Source organism: Pantoea sp. alder81 (assembly GCF_020179835.1).
Taxonomy (GTDB): domain Bacteria; phylum Pseudomonadota; class Gammaproteobacteria; order Enterobacterales; family Enterobacteriaceae; genus Pantoea.
Window position 1 is genome coordinate 146,952 of record NZ_JAIUDA010000002.1, and the last position, 18,010, is coordinate 164,961.

The 18,010-nt window shown below is 53.3% G+C and carries 19 protein-coding genes; 8 read left to right on the forward strand and 11 right to left on the reverse strand.

The features are described 5' to 3' along the window. Positions 1–14: 14 nt before the first annotated feature. Complete coding sequence (locus LBW88_RS05615) at positions 15–1,316, reverse strand: D-amino acid dehydrogenase (RefSeq protein WP_224931813.1); 1,302 nt, start codon at positions 1,314–1,316, stop codon at positions 15–17. A gap of 501 nt (positions 1,317–1,817) precedes the next feature. Here LBW88_RS05615 and LBW88_RS05620 point away from each other — a divergent pair. Further along, positions 1,818–3,353 (forward strand): SpoVR family protein, encoded by a 1,536-nt coding sequence (locus tag LBW88_RS05620; RefSeq protein WP_224931811.1) that lies wholly within the window; start codon positions 1,818–1,820, stop codon positions 3,351–3,353. Positions 3,354–3,390: 37 nt separating this feature from the next. On the opposite strand, the gene fadR is transcribed toward LBW88_RS05620, so the two are convergent. Further along, entirely contained in the window at positions 3,391–4,110 is a 720-nt protein-coding gene (gene fadR / locus LBW88_RS05625; protein WP_045816077.1) for a fatty acid metabolism transcriptional regulator FadR, read from the reverse strand. A 316-nt stretch (positions 4,111–4,426) separates the two neighbouring features. Between fadR and dsbB the strand changes: the two genes are divergently transcribed. Next, a complete protein-coding gene (gene dsbB / locus LBW88_RS05630; protein ID WP_224931808.1) occupies positions 4,427–4,960 on the forward strand; it encodes a disulfide bond formation protein DsbB in 534 nt (177 codons plus the stop codon). Positions 4,961–4,999: 39 nt separating this feature from the next. On the opposite strand, the gene LBW88_RS05635 is transcribed toward dsbB, so the two are convergent. The 3 genes from LBW88_RS05635 to LBW88_RS05645 all read right to left on the reverse strand — a co-directional run bounded on the left by LBW88_RS05635 (position 5,000) and on the right by LBW88_RS05645 (position 6,713). Next, entirely contained in the window at positions 5,000–5,446 is a 447-nt protein-coding gene (locus LBW88_RS05635; RefSeq protein WP_224931806.1) for a YcgN family cysteine cluster protein, read from the reverse strand. Between the two features lie 65 nt (positions 5,447–5,511). Beyond that, positions 5,512–6,171 carry a fumarylacetoacetate hydrolase family protein gene (locus tag LBW88_RS05640; protein ID WP_034828748.1) on the reverse strand — a complete coding sequence of 220 codons (660 nt, stop codon included), beginning with the start codon at positions 6,169–6,171 and terminating at the stop codon, positions 5,512–5,514. Positions 6,172–6,437: 266 nt separating this feature from the next. Then, positions 6,438–6,713 (reverse strand): YcgL domain-containing protein, encoded by a 276-nt coding sequence (locus LBW88_RS05645; protein WP_058959843.1) that lies wholly within the window; start codon positions 6,711–6,713, stop codon positions 6,438–6,440. A gap of 153 nt (positions 6,714–6,866) precedes the next feature. On the opposite strand from LBW88_RS05645, the gene minC reads away from it, so the two are divergent. The 3 genes from minC to minE are packed head-to-tail and all read left to right on the forward strand — an operon-like array spanning position 6,867 to position 8,696. Continuing rightward, a complete protein-coding gene (gene minC / locus LBW88_RS05650) occupies positions 6,867–7,577 on the forward strand; it encodes a septum site-determining protein MinC (RefSeq protein ID WP_224931804.1) in 711 nt (236 codons plus the stop codon). A 33-nt stretch (positions 7,578–7,610) separates the two neighbouring features. After that, positions 7,611–8,423 carry a septum site-determining protein MinD gene (gene minD / locus LBW88_RS05655; protein ID WP_084934493.1) on the forward strand — a complete coding sequence of 271 codons (813 nt, stop codon included), beginning with the start codon at positions 7,611–7,613 and terminating at the stop codon, positions 8,421–8,423. Between the two features lie 3 nt (positions 8,424–8,426). Beyond that, entirely contained in the window at positions 8,427–8,696 is a 270-nt protein-coding gene (minE, locus tag LBW88_RS05660; protein WP_100700693.1) for a cell division topological specificity factor MinE, read from the forward strand. 54 nt (positions 8,697–8,750) lie between these two features. Here minE and rnd read toward each other — a convergent pair whose 3' ends face one another. From rnd to LBW88_RS05685, 5 genes are all read right to left on the reverse strand, one after another. Continuing rightward, a complete protein-coding gene (gene rnd, locus LBW88_RS05665) occupies positions 8,751–9,872 on the reverse strand; it encodes a ribonuclease D (protein ID WP_224931803.1) in 1,122 nt (373 codons plus the stop codon). Positions 9,873–9,970: 98 nt separating this feature from the next. Then, positions 9,971–11,647 (reverse strand): long-chain-fatty-acid--CoA ligase FadD, encoded by a 1,677-nt coding sequence (gene fadD / locus LBW88_RS05670; RefSeq protein WP_224931801.1) that lies wholly within the window; start codon positions 11,645–11,647, stop codon positions 9,971–9,973. 207 nt (positions 11,648–11,854) lie between these two features. After that, the gene (locus LBW88_RS05675) at positions 11,855–12,451 is read right to left on the reverse strand and encodes a Slp family lipoprotein (RefSeq protein WP_224931799.1); all 597 of its coding nucleotides are present in this window, start codon (positions 12,449–12,451) and stop codon (positions 11,855–11,857) included. A 59-nt stretch (positions 12,452–12,510) separates the two neighbouring features. Next, a complete protein-coding gene (tsaB, locus tag LBW88_RS05680; protein ID WP_224931797.1) occupies positions 12,511–13,209 on the reverse strand; it encodes a tRNA (adenosine(37)-N6)-threonylcarbamoyltransferase complex dimerization subunit type 1 TsaB in 699 nt (232 codons plus the stop codon). 52 nt (positions 13,210–13,261) lie between these two features. Then, the gene (locus LBW88_RS05685) at positions 13,262–15,172 is read right to left on the reverse strand and encodes an ATP-dependent DNA helicase (protein ID WP_224931795.1); all 1,911 of its coding nucleotides are present in this window, start codon (positions 15,170–15,172) and stop codon (positions 13,262–13,264) included. Between the two features lie 123 nt (positions 15,173–15,295). Between LBW88_RS05685 and LBW88_RS05690 the strand changes: the two genes are divergently transcribed. Continuing rightward, positions 15,296–15,640 carry a RidA family protein gene (locus tag LBW88_RS05690; protein ID WP_224931793.1) on the forward strand — a complete coding sequence of 115 codons (345 nt, stop codon included), beginning with the start codon at positions 15,296–15,298 and terminating at the stop codon, positions 15,638–15,640. Between the two features lie 12 nt (positions 15,641–15,652). Here the strand turns inward: LBW88_RS05690 and LBW88_RS05695 are convergent, their stop codons facing one another. Beyond that, positions 15,653–15,844: a YoaH family protein gene (locus LBW88_RS05695; protein ID WP_224931791.1), complete on the reverse strand. Its 192-nt coding sequence runs from the start codon at positions 15,842–15,844 to the stop codon at positions 15,653–15,655. A gap of 110 nt (positions 15,845–15,954) precedes the next feature. Here LBW88_RS05695 and pabB point away from each other — a divergent pair, with 110 nt between their 5' ends. Both pabB and LBW88_RS05705 read left to right on the forward strand, forming a co-directional pair. Then, positions 15,955–17,313 (forward strand): aminodeoxychorismate synthase component 1, encoded by a 1,359-nt coding sequence (gene pabB / locus LBW88_RS05700; protein ID WP_224931790.1) that lies wholly within the window; start codon positions 15,955–15,957, stop codon positions 17,311–17,313. Next, a complete protein-coding gene (locus LBW88_RS05705) occupies positions 17,314–17,883 on the forward strand; it encodes a CoA pyrophosphatase (RefSeq protein WP_224931789.1) in 570 nt (189 codons plus the stop codon). It abuts the gene before it with no gap. Positions 17,884–18,010: the final 127 nt, after the last annotated feature.

Sequence of the window (18,010 nt, forward strand, 5' to 3'; positions counted from 1 at the left end):
CTCTCCCTGAGGTCTCAACGCGCCGCGTTAGCATTACGCAACGGCGAAGAATGGGGCTCGAATCCCGGCAGGTAACGCAGCACTGACAAATCGTCTGCGGCAATTGCCGGTTTCTGACCGGAAATCAAATCGGCCAATAGCTGACCGGATCCACAGGCCATGGTCCATCCCAGTGTTCCGTGACCGGTGTTGAGATAGAGATTAGACAGCGGGGTACGCCCAACAATCGGCGTGCCGTCCGGCGTCATCGGACGCAATCCCGTCCAGAACGTGGCCTGTTCAACAAAACCGCCTTCAGGATAAAGATCGCTGACCACCATCTCCAGCGTTTCACGTCGTGCAGGCGTGAGTTTGGTGTTAAAACCAACAATTTCTGCCATGCCGCCCACGCGAATGCGATCGTCAAAGCGGGTAACCGCCACTTTGTAGGTTTCATCGAGGATGGTGGACACCGGTGCAGCTTTCGGATCCTTAATCGGAATGGTGAGGGAATAGCCTTTGAGCGGATAAACCGGAATCGATACGATATCTTTTAACAGTGCGGTCGAATAGGAACCAAATGCCACCACATAGGCGTCCGCCTTAATCACTTCTTCACCACACTTCACACCGTAAATGCGATTGCCTTCACGCAGCAATTGATCAACCGAGGTGTCATAGCGGAAGGTAACGCCGGCAGCGGCCGCCATCTCCGCCAGGCGCTGGGTAAACAACTGGCAGTCGCCGGTTTCATCATTGGGTAAGCGCAGACCGCCTGTCAGCTTGTGAGCCGTAGCGGCCAGCGCAGGTTCAACGCTGTGGAGCTGATGTGCTTCCAGCAGTTCATAAGGCACACCGGCTTCTTTCAGCACGGCGATATCTTTGCTGGCACTTTCAAACTGTTGCTGGGTGCGGAACAGTTGCAAGGTACCGCCCTGACGTCCTTCATAGGCAATACCGGTGGAGGCGCGCAATACTTTCAGGCAATCACGGCTGTATTCAGCAATACGCACCATGCGCCCTTTGTTTTCCTGATAATGCCGCATGTCGCAGTTACGCAGCATGTTCCACATCCACTCCAGCTGGAATTTGCTGCCGTCGAGGCGAACGGCCAATGGCGCGTGACGCTGAAACATCCATTTTACCGCTTTAAGCGGCACGCCCGGTGCTGCCCAGGGCGCTGCATAGCCTGGAGAGATCTGGCCAGCGTTACCCGCGCTGGTTTCCAGCGCTGCGCCAGGCTGGCGGTCGATGACCGTTACCTCATGTCCAGCCTGCGCCAGATACCAGGCACTCGCCACTCCCACTACACCACTTCCAAGAATTACTACGCGCATAAGCCCCTCGCCGCGGCAAAAGCATAATCAACCATGAATGCTGTCTGTATCAGCATAACCAGACAGCACTTCTCATCTTACATTCGACAGACATATTTCACATGTTTTTCACCTTTCTGCACACAGAAATCATGAGGTAGTGCAAAAATCAGGATTTTTTATGCCATAAAACCATTAACCAGCAATTTATTATGCGCAAGGCAGTGCTTTTCTCTTTTTTCAGGAGAAAGCGCCGTAGTCATACAATGTGCTTATAAACAGAATTTTGTTCTGCCAATCAATTAAAAACCAACAGTTGTCATCAGTAATGACTTAAGCGCTGATTTTTGAATGATTTTCTGCCAAAAGAATTCGATTGAGTTCCGGTTTCGGATAAGCGACAGTGGACTATCATTGAAGTGTTCGCTCAGTTTTATTGGGCCGTCTTTCTCAGGATGAAGCCTTAAACGATCGTGACAGGTGACAATCCGTTGCCTGCCGCTTGCAAAACAGAGGTGCGCTATGACGACAATCTTTGACGAGCCAACCCGGAGCAGTAAACGACTCAGTGATGGACCCGACTGGACCTTCGAACTGCTTGATGTCTATCTGGCGGAAATTGACCGTGTAGCGAAAAGCTACGGGCTTGATACCTATCCGCATCAAATCGAAGTCATCACCTCCGAACAAATGATGGATGCCTACTCCAGCGTGGGAATGCCGATTAACTACGCACACTGGTCGTTCGGTAAAAAATTCATTGAAACCGAACAACGCTATAAACATGGCCAGCAGGGTTTAGCGTACGAAATCGTCATTAACTCCAATCCTTGTATTGCCTATTTAATGGAAGAGAACACCATGACCATGCAGGCGCTGGTGATGGCGCACGCGTGCTATGGGCACAACTCTTTCTTTAAAAATAACTATTTATTCCGCAGCTGGACCGATGCCAGCTCCATCGTCGATTACCTGTTATTCGCGCGGAACTACATCACTGATTGCGAAGAGCGATATGGCGTGGAAGAAGTGGAACGACTGCTCGACTCCTGTCATGCGCTGATGAATTACGGCGTCGATCGCTATAAACGTCCGCAAAAGATTTCGCTGCAGGAAGAGAAAGCCCGGCAAAAAAGCCGTGAAGAGTATTTGCAGAGCCAGGTGAACACCTTATGGCGCACCCTGCCGCGCAAAGAGAAGGAATCCGTGCACGTTCAAGCGGCGCGTTATCCTTCGGAACCTCAGGAGAACCTGCTCTACTTTATGGAAAAAAACGCCCCGCTGCTGGAATCCTGGCAACGTGAGGTGCTGCGTATCGTGCGTAAGGTCAGCCAGTATTTCTACCCGCAGAAACAGACGCAGGTAATGAACGAAGGATGGGCGACGTTCTGGCATTACACCATCCTCAACCATATGTACGACGAAGGGAAAGTGTCGGAACGCTTTATGATGGAGTTCCTGCACAGCCACACCAATGTGGTCTATCAACCGCCGTATAACAGCCAATGGTATAACGGGATAAATCCTTACGCGTTGGGCTTCGCCATGTTCCAGGACATCAAGCGTATCTGCCAGTCACCGACGGAAGAAGATCGCTACTGGTTCCCGGACATCGCCGGTTCCGACTGGCTGAAAACGCTGCACTTTGCCATGCGTGAATTTAAGGATGAGAGCTTCATCAGCCAATTCCTGTCGCCCAAAGTGATGCGCGACTTCCGCCTGTTTACGGTAATGGATGACGATCGCAATAACTTCCTGGAAATTGCCGCGATTCACGATGAGGCCGGCTACCGTGCGATTCGTCAACAGCTGTCGGCGCAGTACAACCTGAGCAATCTGGAACCTAATATCCAGGTCTATAACGTGGATCTGCGCGGAGACCGTTCGCTGACTTTACGCTACGTGCCACAGCAACGCGCACCGCTGGATAAAAGCCGCCGCGAAGTGCTGAAGCATGTGCATCGTCTGTGGGGGTTCGATGTGATACTTGAACAACAGAATGAAGATGGCAGCGTCGAGTTGCTGGATCGGTCGCCACCGCGCGGACCGGCACTTTAAGCATAAAAAAACCGGACTGTGAAAGTCCGGTTTTCTTTTAGCGCTTGCTGGCTAAATCATCTGGCATACTTTTTTGCATGCTATGCCAAATCTCTCCGCTGCGACGCCCATACTCACGTACGGTATCGACAATCTGATCCTGTGTGGGATTCGCACTGCACAAATCCGCCAGTTGACGGTAGAAGCTGCGAGCCTGATGACGCGCCTCAGGATTAGAGAAGTAGTGACGACCCACTCGGGTATATAACCCTTTTAAGCCATTCAAAATCAAACCGTAAATCGGGTTACCGGACGCAAAGGCCAAACCACGGAACACACGATAATCCAGTTCAGTGTAAGCTTCCGCTTTGTCCTCTTCGCTCAGTGCGGTTTCCAGCACTTCACGCGCTTTGTCCGGATGGTGGCGCAGTGCACGGCTGATAAAGATCGACGCGATGTTAGTGCGCACCGACAGCAGATTATCAATTAGCTGCGGTACGCTATCGTGATCGAGGCGGGCAAGCGTTTCGAGAATGTTGAGGCCTGAAGTTTCCCAGAAATCGTTCACACGCGTAGGTTTACCATGCTGAATGGTTAACCAGCCATCGCGGGCCAGACGCTGTAAAACTTCACGCAAGGTCGTGCGCGTGACACCAATCAGTTCAGAAAGCTCACGTTCAGCAGGCAGGATAGATCCCGGCGGAAAGCGACTGTTCCAGATGCTTTCAATAATATACTCTTCAGCAAATCCTGCGGGGCTTTGCGCCTTAATCACCATAGCATTTATTTCTCATTGCTTTCTTTGTCGTAATGGCACTCATCATACCAGAGCGGCTATAGCGTAAATAGACTGACAACCGATTAAAAGCGCGCGCTGGCGCAAAATTCAGCGGTGTTTTTGAACAGTCACACATCAACGCACTCGTTTGCGTACTACTGACCTTTCGTAACATCCGCTTGATCAGTAAATGCGATTTTTATGGCCTGGATCAGACTTAAGTCATTTTTGTACATGATTTTTTCCCGTTACCTGGCTGGCACGGTTACGCTTTTGGTTTACACTGCGAAGCATTAATGGTTACAGGATAAGCAATATGTTGCGATATTTGAATCAATGCTCACGTGGACGTGGAGCATGGTTATTACTGGCTCTGACAGCACTGGCTTTTGAACTGGCTGCACTCTTCTTCCAACACGTCATGGGACTGAAACCCTGTGTGATGTGCATCTACGAACGCTGTGCGCTGTTTGGCGTCATGGGCGCAGGCATCGTTGGCGCCTTCGCCCCAAAATCCCTGCCCATTCGTTGGGCCGCAATCCTGATTTGGCTGTACAGCGCTTATAAGGGCTTGATGCTTTCGATTGAACATACGGATATTCAGTTGCACCCGAATCCGTTTGTCACCTGTGACTTTGCTGCGCGTTTCCCCACCTGGCTGCCGCTGGATAAATGGCTGCCATCGGTGTTTGTTGCCAGTGGCGATTGTGCAGAGCGCAGCTGGACATTCCTGACCTGGAGTATGCCGCAGTGGATGATCGTTATCTTTGCCGCGTATCTGCTGGTCGGCGCGCTGGTGCTGATTGCCCAGCCGTTTAAGCCAAAACGCCGCGATTTATTTAGCCGTTAATCAAAACAAAACAGGCAGCTCTCGCTGCCTGTTTTCACTTCACCCGTTACGATCGGGTCGATCGATAATGTGATCTTCCCAGTCGCGCACTTCACTTTCCCGCACCGCAATAAAACGCACCGAGATACGCTGCGCATGCATCGCCTTTTTCGAACCGGCCACCAGTGGATGCCATGCAGGCAATGTCCCGCCTTCGCCTAACAAACGATAAGCGCAGGTGCGCGGCAACCAGTTAAAGGTGGTGAGGTTTTCACGCGTGAGCTTGATGCAGTCCTCTTCATACTCAAACCGGCGCTCATAGTTACGGCACTGGCAGGTTTTGATATTCAGCTGATTGCAGGCCACATTAGTGAAATAGATTTCATCGGTATCCGCATCCTGCAACTTGTTCAGGCAGCACTGGCCGCAGCCGTCGCACAGTGATTCCCACTCTGCATCGTCCATTTGGTCAAGGCGTTTTGTCTGCCAGAAAGGTTGTTCAGTCATGATCGCGGTCCGGGTTGTGCAATAAGACCGCACCTTATAAAGGGTTAGGTGCGGTGATGCAAGTTTTACAGTACGCGGGTGGTAATACCGTGACCGGCCAGCGAAATTTCAAGCTTGTCGCCAGAACGCATTGGGCCCACGCCTTCCGGGGTGCCCGTCAGGATCACGTCGCCCGCCCGCAGCGTAAAGTACTGGCTCATGTAAGCAATCAGCGGCAGGATTTTGTGAATCATATCCGCTGTACTGCCATGCTGGCGCACTTCGCCATTCACTACCAGCTTCAGTTCGGTATCTTGCGGGTCACCGCTGAATTCAGAAACCGGGATGAAGCCTGACAGCGGGCAAGAATTATCGAACCCTTTGGATTTTTCCCACGGCTGGCCGGCTTTTTTTAAGCCCGCCTGCACGTCGCGCAACGTCAGATCCAATGCCACGCCATATCCGGCAATCGCTTTGACCACATGCTCTTCCGTTGCCTGTTTCAGCGTTGAGCCAATCAGCACCGCCAGTTCCACTTCGTGATGCACTTCGCCGAAGTTGGCTGGAATCGAGAGCGGCTGACGCAGATCGCACACCGCCGTTTCCGGTTTGATAAACACCACCGGCTCTGTCGGCGTGGCACTGCCCATTTCCTTGATGTGCTTCGCATAGTTGCTGCCCACGCAAACCACTTTGCTGACGGGATAATCCAACAAAGCGCCCTGCCAGTTACGATGCTGATACATGCTGTTCCCCTGCATTAGTTGTGTTTGATGCCAGTCTGACTGGCGGATAGGTCAGGTTCAGTGCCGGAACGCGGCAAGCTGAGGAGGATTATATTAGCGGTTTTATGGCGGCAGACGTGGCGGAAATTGTCAAAAGTCGTTAATCATGCTCAACAAACAGGATCACCGCCTGAAATTATTGCCCGCAATAATGCTTAAAGCGGGCGAATAATTAATGCAAATAACACTGAGGATATTTACAGGGCATATTTACAGAGGAATCCGAATTAAACTTTTTTACTCTGATCAAGGTGAATGTTGAGCAGACTTTCAACCGGTGGTGGGATCTGTAAATAATAGCCTTGATCGCTCAAACCTTGCTTAACTTTATTGATATCTGCATTAGCCAGTTTGTCGCGTTTGTCCAGTGATAGCACCATGGCCAGCTGGGGTTTACCAAAGCCGCGCAGCAGTTCTTCAGGAACACGTGAAAAATCGTCTTTTTTTTCAACATAAAGATAAGTTTGTTCACGTTGCGGGCTTCTGTAGATCACACAAAACATATTTTTTACTCGAATTAACCTGTGGCGTCACTTGCCTGAATATAGCAGTAACTATAACATGCTTGCAGAACTTCGAATATTGACCGTTTGATGTTAATGATGATTTTATCGACGTACATCTTAGGGTCGTAAAACAGGACTGAGTCAGGACAGATGTCGCAAACGCCAATCGAATTCAAGGGAAGCAGTTTTACCCTGTCAGTGGTTCATCTGCACCATTCGCAACCCGAGGTGATTCGTCAGGCGCTGCAGGACAAAATCGACCAGGCACCTGCGTTTTTGCAGAATGCACCGGTGGTGCTCAACGTGTCAGCACTGAACGGTGACATCAACTGGAAGCAGATGCAGCAGGCGGTCATCGCCACCGGTTTACGCATTGTCGGTGTCAGCGGTTGTAAAGATGAAACCCTGAAAAAGATGATTGCCCGTGCAGGCTTGCCGGTGCTGTCAGAAGGCAAAGAGAATCGCAAGCGTGCGGAAGCGCCAGTGGTAGAAGAAGCCCCGCCCATTGTGGCGCCGGTCGCTGAAACCACCAGTAAAACCCGCATCATCAATACGCCAGTGCGCTCAGGCCAACAGATTTACGCGCGTAATGCCGACCTTATCGTCACCAACAGCGTCAGCGCCGGTGCCGAACTGGTGGCAGACGGCAATATTCATATTTACGGCATGATGCGCGGTCGTGCGCTGGCCGGTGCCAGCGGTGAACGCGACAGCCAGATTTTCTGCACCAACCTCGCAGCCGAGTTGGTCTCTATTGCCGGGGAGTATTGGATGATTGATCAGATTCCGGCGGAATTCTTTGGTAAAGCTGCGCGTCTGTGTCTTAAAGACAACGCGCTCACCATTCAGACACTTTATTAGGCCCCTTTTCTTTCGTTAAGGAAATCAACATTTATGGCACGCATCATTGTAGTTACATCGGGTAAAGGGGGCGTTGGCAAGACCACGTCAAGCGCGGCCATCGCAACCGGTTTAGCGCAGAAAGGCAAAAAAACTGTCGTCATCGATTTTGATATCGGTCTGCGTAACCTCGACCTGATCATGGGCTGTGAACGCCGTGTGGTTTATGACTTCGTCAACGTCATCCAGGGCGATGCAACACTGAACCAGGCACTGATTCGTGACAAGCGCACGGAGCAACTCTATATTCTGCCTGCTTCACAAACACGCGATAAAGATGCGCTGACCCGCGAAGGCGTAGAAAAAGTATTAAACGACCTGGCTACGATGGAATTTGACTTCATCGTCTGTGATTCGCCAGCGGGTATCGAAACCGGTGCACTGATGGCGCTGTACTTCGCGGATGAAGCGATTATCACCACCAACCCGGAAGTCTCTTCCGTGCGTGACTCCGATCGTATCCTCGGCATCATTTCTTCTAAATCGCGTCGTGCTGAAAACAGCCAGGACCCGGTGAAAGAGCATCTGCTACTGACCCGTTACAACCCAGGCCGCGTGACGCGTGGTGACATGTTGAGCATGGAAGACGTGCTGGAAATCCTGCGCATTCCACTGGTGGGTGTGATCCCGGAAGATCAGTCGGTACTTCGTGCCTCGAACCAGGGTGAGCCGGTCATTCTCGACGCTAACTCTGACGCCGGTAAAGCTTACGCTGATACCGTAGATCGCCTGCTTGGCGAAGAACGCCCCTTCCGCTTTATTGAAGAAGAGAAGAAGGGTTTCCTGAAACGCCTGTTCGGGGGATAACCAATGGCATTATTAGATTTCTTTTTATCCCGTAAGAAGAACACAGCCAACATAGCCAAGGAAAGGCTGCAGATTATCGTAGCCGAACGCAGAAGGGGCGACAGTGAGCCCCACTATCTGCCACAACTGAAGCGCGATATTTTGGAAGTGATCTGTAAATACGTGAAGATTGATCCGGATATGGTGACCGTTCAGCTGGATCAGAAAGGGGACGATATCTCCATCCTGGAGCTTAACGTCACTCTGCCGGAGACGGAAGACGAGCCTAAATGACAGTAGCGGGTTCCTGATTTTCCCCTGCGTTGTGCGCAGGGGAAAACCTTCGGCTTATAAGGCCTGCAGGATCTCGTCGATACGTTTTTGCAGCAATTCACCACGCCAGCCGGTCAGCAATTCGGGTGTGCGGCATCCGCTTTTCAAGCCCCAGTAAACGCTCAGTACCTGATTAATCTGGCGACGTGAAGCCAGCAATTCCTGACTGAAACCCGTCTCTTCGCTTACCTGTAACACCAGGGCTTTGATCGCTTTAAATGCCTGTTTGTAATGCGGATGGTCAATCAGATTGGGCAGCGGCTGTGGCAAGGTGGATTCATCCTGTGCCTGCGCTTCGGCTACCAGCGCCACCATCGCTTTCCCGTGGAAGCGAATTTCGTGACCATTCAGACCCAGATGATCCAATTCACCTAAGCTACCCGGCATAAAGCGCGCGACTTTCCACAAATTCTCTTCACGCACCACAAAGTTCACCGCCATATCTTTCTGACGGGCAATGTTCAAACGCCACGCAGCGAGGCGCTGCAGTGCAGCCAATTGGCGCGGACGCAACTGCCATGCGTTGGTGATGTCACGCCATGCATCCTCTGGCTGCAAAACGTCAAGACGACGCTGGCACAGATTATCGCATTCACTCAGCGCAGCAGCCATGTTGCCCGCGGCTTCGGTCTGCTCCACTAACTGATGCGCAATCGGCAGCAAGTAAGCCACGTCTGCTGCGGCATAAACACACTGGCGCTCAGTGAGCGGGCGCGCCAGCCAGTCAGTGCGGGATTCACTTTTATCCAGTTCAATCTGATTAAAGTGGTTCACCATTGAGGCAAAGCCCCACGACAGCGGTTGCCCTGCAAATGCGGCTAAAACCTGCGTATCCACCATCGGATTGGGCAAGCATTTAAAGCGATGCAGGAACACTTCGAGGTCTTCGCCACTGGCGTGCAGGAACTTGGTGACGTGGGTATCTTGCAACAGCGCGACAAACGGCGCCCAGTCGCTGATATTCAGCGGATCGATCAGAACCAGTTGTTCACCATCGAACAGCTGGATCAGACCCAACTGTGGATAGTAAGTGCGGGTGCGCACGAATTCAGTGTCCAGCGCAACGGCGTCATGCTGGCGCGCTTGTTCGCACACGGCAGCCAGCTGGCTGTTTTGGTCGATCAAAGTGTAATTCACGTATTCATTCTCGCTGCGGCACACTTCGCGCAGCGCTCCATGTTAAAAGCAATAAAAACGCCGGACTGAGCCGGCGTTAACCTTGGGAGAGTGGCAGCTTACTGCCCTTCTCGCTTCGCCTCGTCACGCAATTCGCGGCGCAAAATTTTGCCGACGTTGGTCTTCGGCAGCTCATCTCTAAACTCGATAATCTTCGGCACTTTATAGCCGGTGAGCTGACGGCGGCAATGATCCAGCACTTCTTCTTTGGTCAGTGATGGATCCTTTTTAACGATGCACACTTTCACCGCTTCGCCTGAAAGGTCGCTGGGAACACCGATTGCCGCGGCTTCGCGCACTTTCGGATGCTGCATCAGCACATCTTCGATTTCGTTAGGATACACGTTAAAGCCTGACACCAGAATCATGTCTTTCTTGCGATCGACGATGCGAATAAAACCTTCGCCATCAACGGTAACAACATCACCGGTGTGCAGCCAGCCATTTTTCAACACTTCTTCGGTGGCATCCGGTCGTTGCCAGTAACCCACCATCACCTGCGGACCACGAATACAGAGTTCGCCCGGCTCGCCTGGCGCCACATCGTTATCTTCGTCATCAACGATGCGCACATCCGTTGAGGGTACAGGAAGACCAATGCTGCCGGTGTGGCAGGTGATGTCATAAGGGTTCACCGACACCAGCGGTGAACACTCGGTCAAACCGTAACCTTCGAGCAGATAATGCCCGGTGAGTTTTTCCCAACGCTCGGCCACGGCTTTTTGCACAGCCATGCCGCCACCCGCGGATAAACGCAGCGTAGAGAAATCGAGCTTATTGAAGTTTTCGTCATTCAGCAGAGCATTGAACAGCGTGTTAACGCCGGTAATCGCCGTGAACGGGAACTTGCTCAGCTCTTTAACAAAGCCGGGAATGTCACGCGGATTGGTGATCAGCAGGTTGGTGCCGCCGAGATCGAGGAACAGCAGGCCGTTTACCGTTAACGCAAAGATATGGTACAGCGGCAGTGCCGTGACCACCTGCTCTTTGCCAGGCCGCAGCAGTTTGCCGTAGGTAGCTTTGGTCTGCTCCAGGTTAGCCTGCATGTTACCGTGGGTCAGCATCGCGCCTTTGGCCACGCCGGTGGTTCCGCCTGTGTATTGCAGGAAGGCCAGATCGCTATTGGTCAGCGTCGGACGCTGGTAACGCATCTGCGCGCCCTGCTGCAACGCGCTGCGGAATGGCACCGCACCGGGCAGATGGTATTTCGGCACCAGCTTCTTAACATACTTCACCACGAAGTTGACCAGAGTGGCTTTGACCGGGGCAAGTTGATCGCCCATACGCGTCAGCATCACATGCTTGATCGGCGTTTCCGCAACCACTTTTTCCAGCGTGTGAGCGAAGTTGGACACAATCACAATCGCGCTGGCGCCACTGTCATTTAGCTGATGTTTGAGCTCACGCGGCGTGTACAGCGGGTTAACGTTGACCACCACCATCCCCGCACGCAGCACGCCAAACAGCGCCACCGGATATTGCAGCAGGTTGGGCATCATCAGCGCTACGCGGTCGCCCTGCTTCAGGCCCAATCCTTGCTGCAGCCAGGCCGCAAAGTCACGACTTTGCTTATCCAGCTGACGGTAAGTCATCGGCTGGCCCATGTTAATAAACGCCGTTTGATCGGCATACTGCAATGCTGCGTGTTCGAAAAGTTCGACCAAAGAGGTATAACGGTCCGCATTAATCTCCGCAGGAACGTCTGCCGGATAGCGTTTAAGCCAAACCTTATTCAAAGAATCACCCCGATATTCTTGTTGAGTAGCCATCGCCGCCTCTGCAATCAGTGTTGTTAACAATATTTTAACTGATTGTACCAGTTTGCCTGTTTCGGCATTTTCAGGTTGCGAAGCGCATCACTAAATTTCGCGCATCGGTTGCGCATCCAATAAAAAAGCCCGGTCGCGAGCACCGCGACCGGGCCGTTAAATAATGAAGATGGATTACTCGGTAAGAATGGTTTCCACCTGCGCGGGGCCGGTGTTCATGTTCATCCCCCAATAGGGATTGGGTCCCCAATAACCCGGATGACGACGCGTCGGTCCGTACCAAATCCAGGGATCGATAGGCTGCGGTGGGGTCATCACCTGCTGTGTCAGGTGCCAGCGCTGATAGCCGCGCACATCCACCACCACGAAGTTGTAACTGGCTTTCCCAATCTCACCCTTTTCGGTGCCTTTAATATTGCCGAGCACCGTGATGTATTGGTTGTTCAGATCCACTGGATCAACAAATCCGCGAATATCGGCAAAGATCCGGCCTACGGAGGCAGAGCCTAAACGCGGTCGCGCACTGTCATCCAGCGGTTGGGTGGCAATCTCCACACGCGTGATGCCGGTCAGATTCGTGACCTTCACCACTTTACCGCCGAAGCGCGACTCCTGGCCGACATACAACTGCGGCGCATTCATCACACGTAATAAATCTTGCTGTGGAAGTTGAGAACTCCCTTTAATGGAATCTGGCACCGAAACGCAGCCGCTGAGCAACAACGCGCAGGCTAACAGAGCGCCAGACATCCCTTTACGACTTATTGGCATAGCACTTCTCCTGTTATTTCTCAGTTAGACTGGGCGCTTACGGAATAGTTGCGTGGCGCTTATCGGCCTGGCAACTTTTTCCATGCCACTTCATTACGCAGGTAAACCGGCTCGGCATTTTCCACCGCCACTGACTCATCGCGCTGCCAGGCACTCAGTGCCAGTGGCAGCATGTCCTCTGCTGCCGGCAAGATCACTTCGGTAGTCACTAAGGTTGCGCCGGTCGAGCTTAACAGATGTGGATAAGCCGCCCAGCCGGTGCCGACCGTTGCCCACTCGCCGCTTAGCTGGGCGATACGCGCCTGTGCGTCTTCAGGCTTTAATACGGCTTCCGAATCTGCACCTTGCCATTCACCGTTAGCATCACGTTGGTATTCAGCCCAGTAAACTTCGCCCATACGCGCGTCGATGGCGGCCAGCACGCGTTCAGCACCGGTTAAACGCCATGCGCCCTGAGCCATGGTGGCAAGGGAAGATACGCCGATCATCGGCAAGTTCGCGCCCAGCGCCAGCCCTTGCGCAATACCAATGCCAATGCGCACGCCAGTGAAACTGCCCGGTCCACGGCCGAACGCCAGCACGTCAAGCGCAGTCAGATCCAGCTGCTGCGCCTGCAACAGCTCCTGGACCAGCGGTAAGATGCGTTGGGTGTGATCGCGCGGGGCGATTTCAAAGCGGGCATCGATCTGCTGATCGTTGAGCAGCGCGGCAGAACAGGCTTCTGTCGCCGTGTCCAGAGCTAAAATTCGGGCGGACATAACAACCTCTGAAAGTCAAAATGGCGCGCATCTTAACACAGCCTGGCACAAATTAGTGCTTCTCAGGCTGACGTACGAAGGCGATGGCGCGCTGTAGATCGCGGGTGCGCGGCGTGGGTGGCAGGCTATTGAGGAACAAGCCGCCATAGGGACGCGACACCAGGCGCTGATCGCAAATCACCAGTACGCCACGGTCGTCCGTGTCGCGAATCAAACGGCCAACGCCCTGCTTCAGGGTGATCACCGCATCCGGCAGTTGCACATCATTAAAAGGATCGCCGCCGCGCAGGCGGCAATCTTCCATGCGCGCTTTAAGCAACGGGTCTTCCGGTGAGGTAAACGGCAGCTTATCGATAATCACCAGTGACAGCGCATCACCACGTACATCAACCCCTTCCCAGAAGCTGCTGGTCGCCACCAGCAAGGCATTACCGGCTTCAAGGAACTGCTTCAGCAGCTGCCCTTTACTGGTTTCTCCCTGCAACAACACCGGTAAGGTCATGGAGGCACGAAATTCGGCGGCCAGTTCGCGCATCATCTTGTGCGACGTACAGAGGAAGAAGCAGCGTCCTTTATTGGCATCGATCAACGGTTTCATCATCCGTGCCAGCTGACGGGCACCGCCGGGTTGATTGGGTTCCGGCATATTGCGTGGCACACACAACAGCGCCTGTTGCGTGTAATCGAAGGGACTGTCGAGAATCATGGTGGTGGCTTTATCGACGCCCAATCGGCTGGAGAAGTGGCTCATTTGCTCATTCACCGCCAGCGTGGCCGAGGTGAATACCCATGCCGCTTTACGGTTATCCATCACTTCACGGAAACGTTCTGCCACCGACAGTGGGGTTAACGCCAGCGTGAAGTGGCGGCTGGTGCACTCATACCAGTAGCTAAAGCCCGGTTCATCAATGGCACGCAGACGTTTGAGCCGGGTGCGATACAGCGCGGCACGCTCGAATGCCGCATCCAGCAGCGCCGAGCGCCCCAGCGACAATTTAATCACGTCGTAGCAAAGTTCCAGCGCATCATCCAGCAGGGTCAACATACGCATGATGTTGTTGTCGCTCAGCAGGTCGCGCAGGTTGCCGCGAAAGCCAGGCTCGCCCAGTGTTAAACGGAAATCCTGGGCGCATTGCGCCAGGCGATCGGCTGATTTCTGCAACTGCTGCACGTCACGCACCTCAGTGCGATAAGCAATAATGATGTCTTTGGCGAGATCCTGCAGTTGGCGGCTCGAAAGTTGCTGACCAAAGTATTGGCTGGCGATATCGGGTAACTGATGCGCTTCATCGAAGATCATCACATCGGCCTCTGGGATCAGCTCGCCAAATCCGCCCTCTTTAACCACCAGATCGGCAAGGAACAGATGATGGTTCACCACCACCACATCGGCATCCATGGCTTTTTTACGCGCTTTCACCACAAAGCAATCTTTGTAGAGCGGGCAGTCGCTGCCGAGGCAGTTATCGTTGGTGCTGGTGACAAACGGCCAGATTGGGCTGTCTTCGGCCACGCCGGAACAGCTGCTGACGTCGCCATCCGACGTTTGATTCGACCAGCTGCGCACGTTGATCAAATCCCCGAGGGCCTGCACAGTGAGATCGCCACCGGTTTGATTTTGCTGCTCCAGACGTTCGAGGCATAAATAGTTGGAACGCCCCTTCAGCAGAGCGGTTTTACCGCTGAACTTCAGGGCACGGGCAATGGTGGGCAAATCGCGGTTATACAGCTGATCCTGCAAAGCTTTAGATCCGGTTGAGATGATGACCTTTTTTTTCGCCCGCAGTGCGGGTGCCAGATAGGCATAGGTTTTACCGGTACCGGTGCCGGCTTCAACCACCAGCTCACCGCTCTTCTTCACCGCTTCCATGACTGCCTGCGCCATTTCACGCTGCGCGGCACGCGGTTTGAAACCTGGAATAGCCTGCGCCAGCGCGCCATCAGCTGCAAAATCGTCTGCCACACATCCTCACCGATTGGTCAAAAACACTGTAATTATGTCAGGATTCCCCTGAGGCGACCACAACAGATGACAGCGGCCTACAGGATATGGCAGGCTAGCGCAGCGAAATTACAGGAGAACACCATGACCATTACGCGTATTGATCCCGCACCCCGCATGTCAGAAGCCGTTGTGCATAACCAGACCGTCTATTACACCAGCGTGCCAGAAAATCTGGATGCCGATGCCGAAGCGCAAACCGCTGACGCGCTGGCAGTGATTGACGCGATTCTGACTCGTGTTGGATCAGACAAAAGTAAGATCCTCGATGCCACGATTTTTCTGGTCGATAAAGCCGATTTTCCGGCCATGAATCGTGCATGGGATGCGTGGGTATCACCTGATAACGCGCCGGTACGTTGCACCGTGCAAGCTGGCCTGATGAACCCCAAATACAAAGTAGAAATCAAAATCATCGCTGCGCTGTAACCCTTTCGGGCGTTATTCGTTTTCTTCGTCTTCGTCGTCTTCGAACATCGCCCGGATCCTTTCACCCTTGTAGTTCTGACGGATCTCTTGTGCCACCTGCGCAATCGCCTGACCACTCGCCATGCCACCCGCCATCAATTCCTGGATACGTTCCACAGCTTGCTGTTGCTGTTCATGAGATAAAGCTGGAAGACCTGTAAACATTATTTGCTCCTGATGCAAAAGGGGACGCATTATTCCACGCGGAACAAACAGGTGCCAGCGACAAAAAAATATGCCAGGCTACGCGCCTGCTTGTTGGATTAATTAGCCCGATGATCGTAAAAACCCTTAATTTGAAGTATACGCCGGATGCGCTGTTGCACCGCTTTTCTGCGCTTGCTCATCGTCCCTGGGGGATGCTGCTCACCTCTGGCCATGCTGATCACGCCGATAATCGCTTTGACATTTTAACGGCCGATCCGCGTGCCACGCTCACCACGCGCGGTGAGATGACAGAAATCGACTGCGACGGCAAGGTGATCCTCTCCGCTGACGACCCGCTGCGTCTGGTGCAGCAGCAGTGCGAAATACTTGGCTGCTCACCCGCGTTTAACGCCGACCTGCCTTTTCAGGGCGGTGCGCTGGGTTTGTTTGGCTATGATCTCGGGCGGCGCTTTGAAACCCTGCCGCAGCGCGCCGATCAGGATCTCGCCACGCCGGATATGGCCGTAGGCATCTACGATTGGGCTTTGATCGCTGATCATCATCAGCAAAAACTCACCCTAATTTCGCTCACTGATGCCGGGCAACGCTGGCAGTGGCTCCAGGCACAGGCGATTCCGCAGCCTCAAGGTTTTGCGCTGACCAGCGACTGGCAATCAAATCTCAGTTTTGAAGAGTACGCCGCGCGTTTTGATCAGGTTCAGCGCTACATTCAGGCCGGTGACTGCTATCAGGTGAATCTGGCACAACGCTTTAAGGCTAGTTATCACGGCGACGAATGGCTGGCCTTTTTACGACTCAACCGCGACAACCGTGCGCCTTTCAGTGCGTTTATCCGTTTGCCTAAAAGCGTCATTCTCAGTCTTTCACCGGAACGCTTTCTCTCGCTTCAGCAAAAGGAGATTGAAACCCGTCCGATTAAAGGCACCCTGCCACGCTTAGCCGATCCAGAAGCCGATCGCTTGCAGGCAGAGAAACTCGCCCATGCGGAAAAAGATCGCGCTGAGAATCTGATGATTGTCGATTTACTGCGTAATGACATCGGCCGCGTGGCTGAACCCGGCAGCGTCAATGTCCCTGAGCTGTTTGTGGTGGAACCTTTCCCGGCGGTGCATCATCTGGTAAGCACCGTGCGAGCCCGATTACCTCAGCACCTCACCGCGACCGATCTGCTGCGCGCCTGTTTCCCCGGTGGCTCGATCACCGGCGCACCAAAAATTCGCGCTATGGAAATCATTGAGGAGCTGGAACCGCAACGGCGAAATGCCTGGTGCGGCAGCATTGGTTACATCAGCCTGTGCGGTCGCATGGATACCAGCATCACCATCCGTACGTTAATCGCTGAAAATCAACATCTCTATTGTGCGGCGGGAGGCGGTTTGGTGGCGGATAGCGATGTCGAGCTGGAATATCAGGAGACCTTCCACAAGGTCAATCGTATTTTACCCAGTCTGAGCAACGAGGTTTAAATGAGCCTGACGCTCGATCAGTTCCTGAACCGCTTTGTGATGCAGCCGCCGCTGAGCGCGTCCAAAAGCGTCATCAGCGGCCGGCGAGCGGCCGTGCTGGTGCCGGTGATTGCAGGTGCTGAACCGGGTTTGCTGCTGACGCGTCGCTCGTCACATTTGCGTAAGCATGCGGGCCAGGTGGCGTTCCCCGGCGGCATGCAGGATGCAACGGATGATTCGCTTATTCACACCGCACTGCGTGAGGCCGAAGAAGAAGTCGGCATTCAACCTGCGCAGGTCAACGTTGTGGGTGTCTTACCGCCCGTCACCAGCAGCACCGGTTTTGCCGTCACGCCGGTGGTTGGTATCATTCCCGCAGGTCTGTCCCTCAATATCAATCCCGATGAGGTGGAAAGCACCTTTTCGATGCCGCTGGCTGAAGCACTGCGCCTCAGTCGCTACAGTGGACTCACCTTACGCCGCGGTCATCGTCAGCATCAGGTGTGGTTGTCGTGGTATGAGGATTATTTTATCTGGGGCATGACCGCCGGAATTATTCGCGCATTGAGTCAACAAATCGCCCTTCCCTGAGTTCCGCACTGCTTGATACTTCGGCCATAAACTCGATCCACTTCACACCAGCACAATGGGATAACTATTTCTGTGGCTTATAATTAGTTTATTTCATGCGAAAAGCTGCTCGCTGAGTCACGCGGAC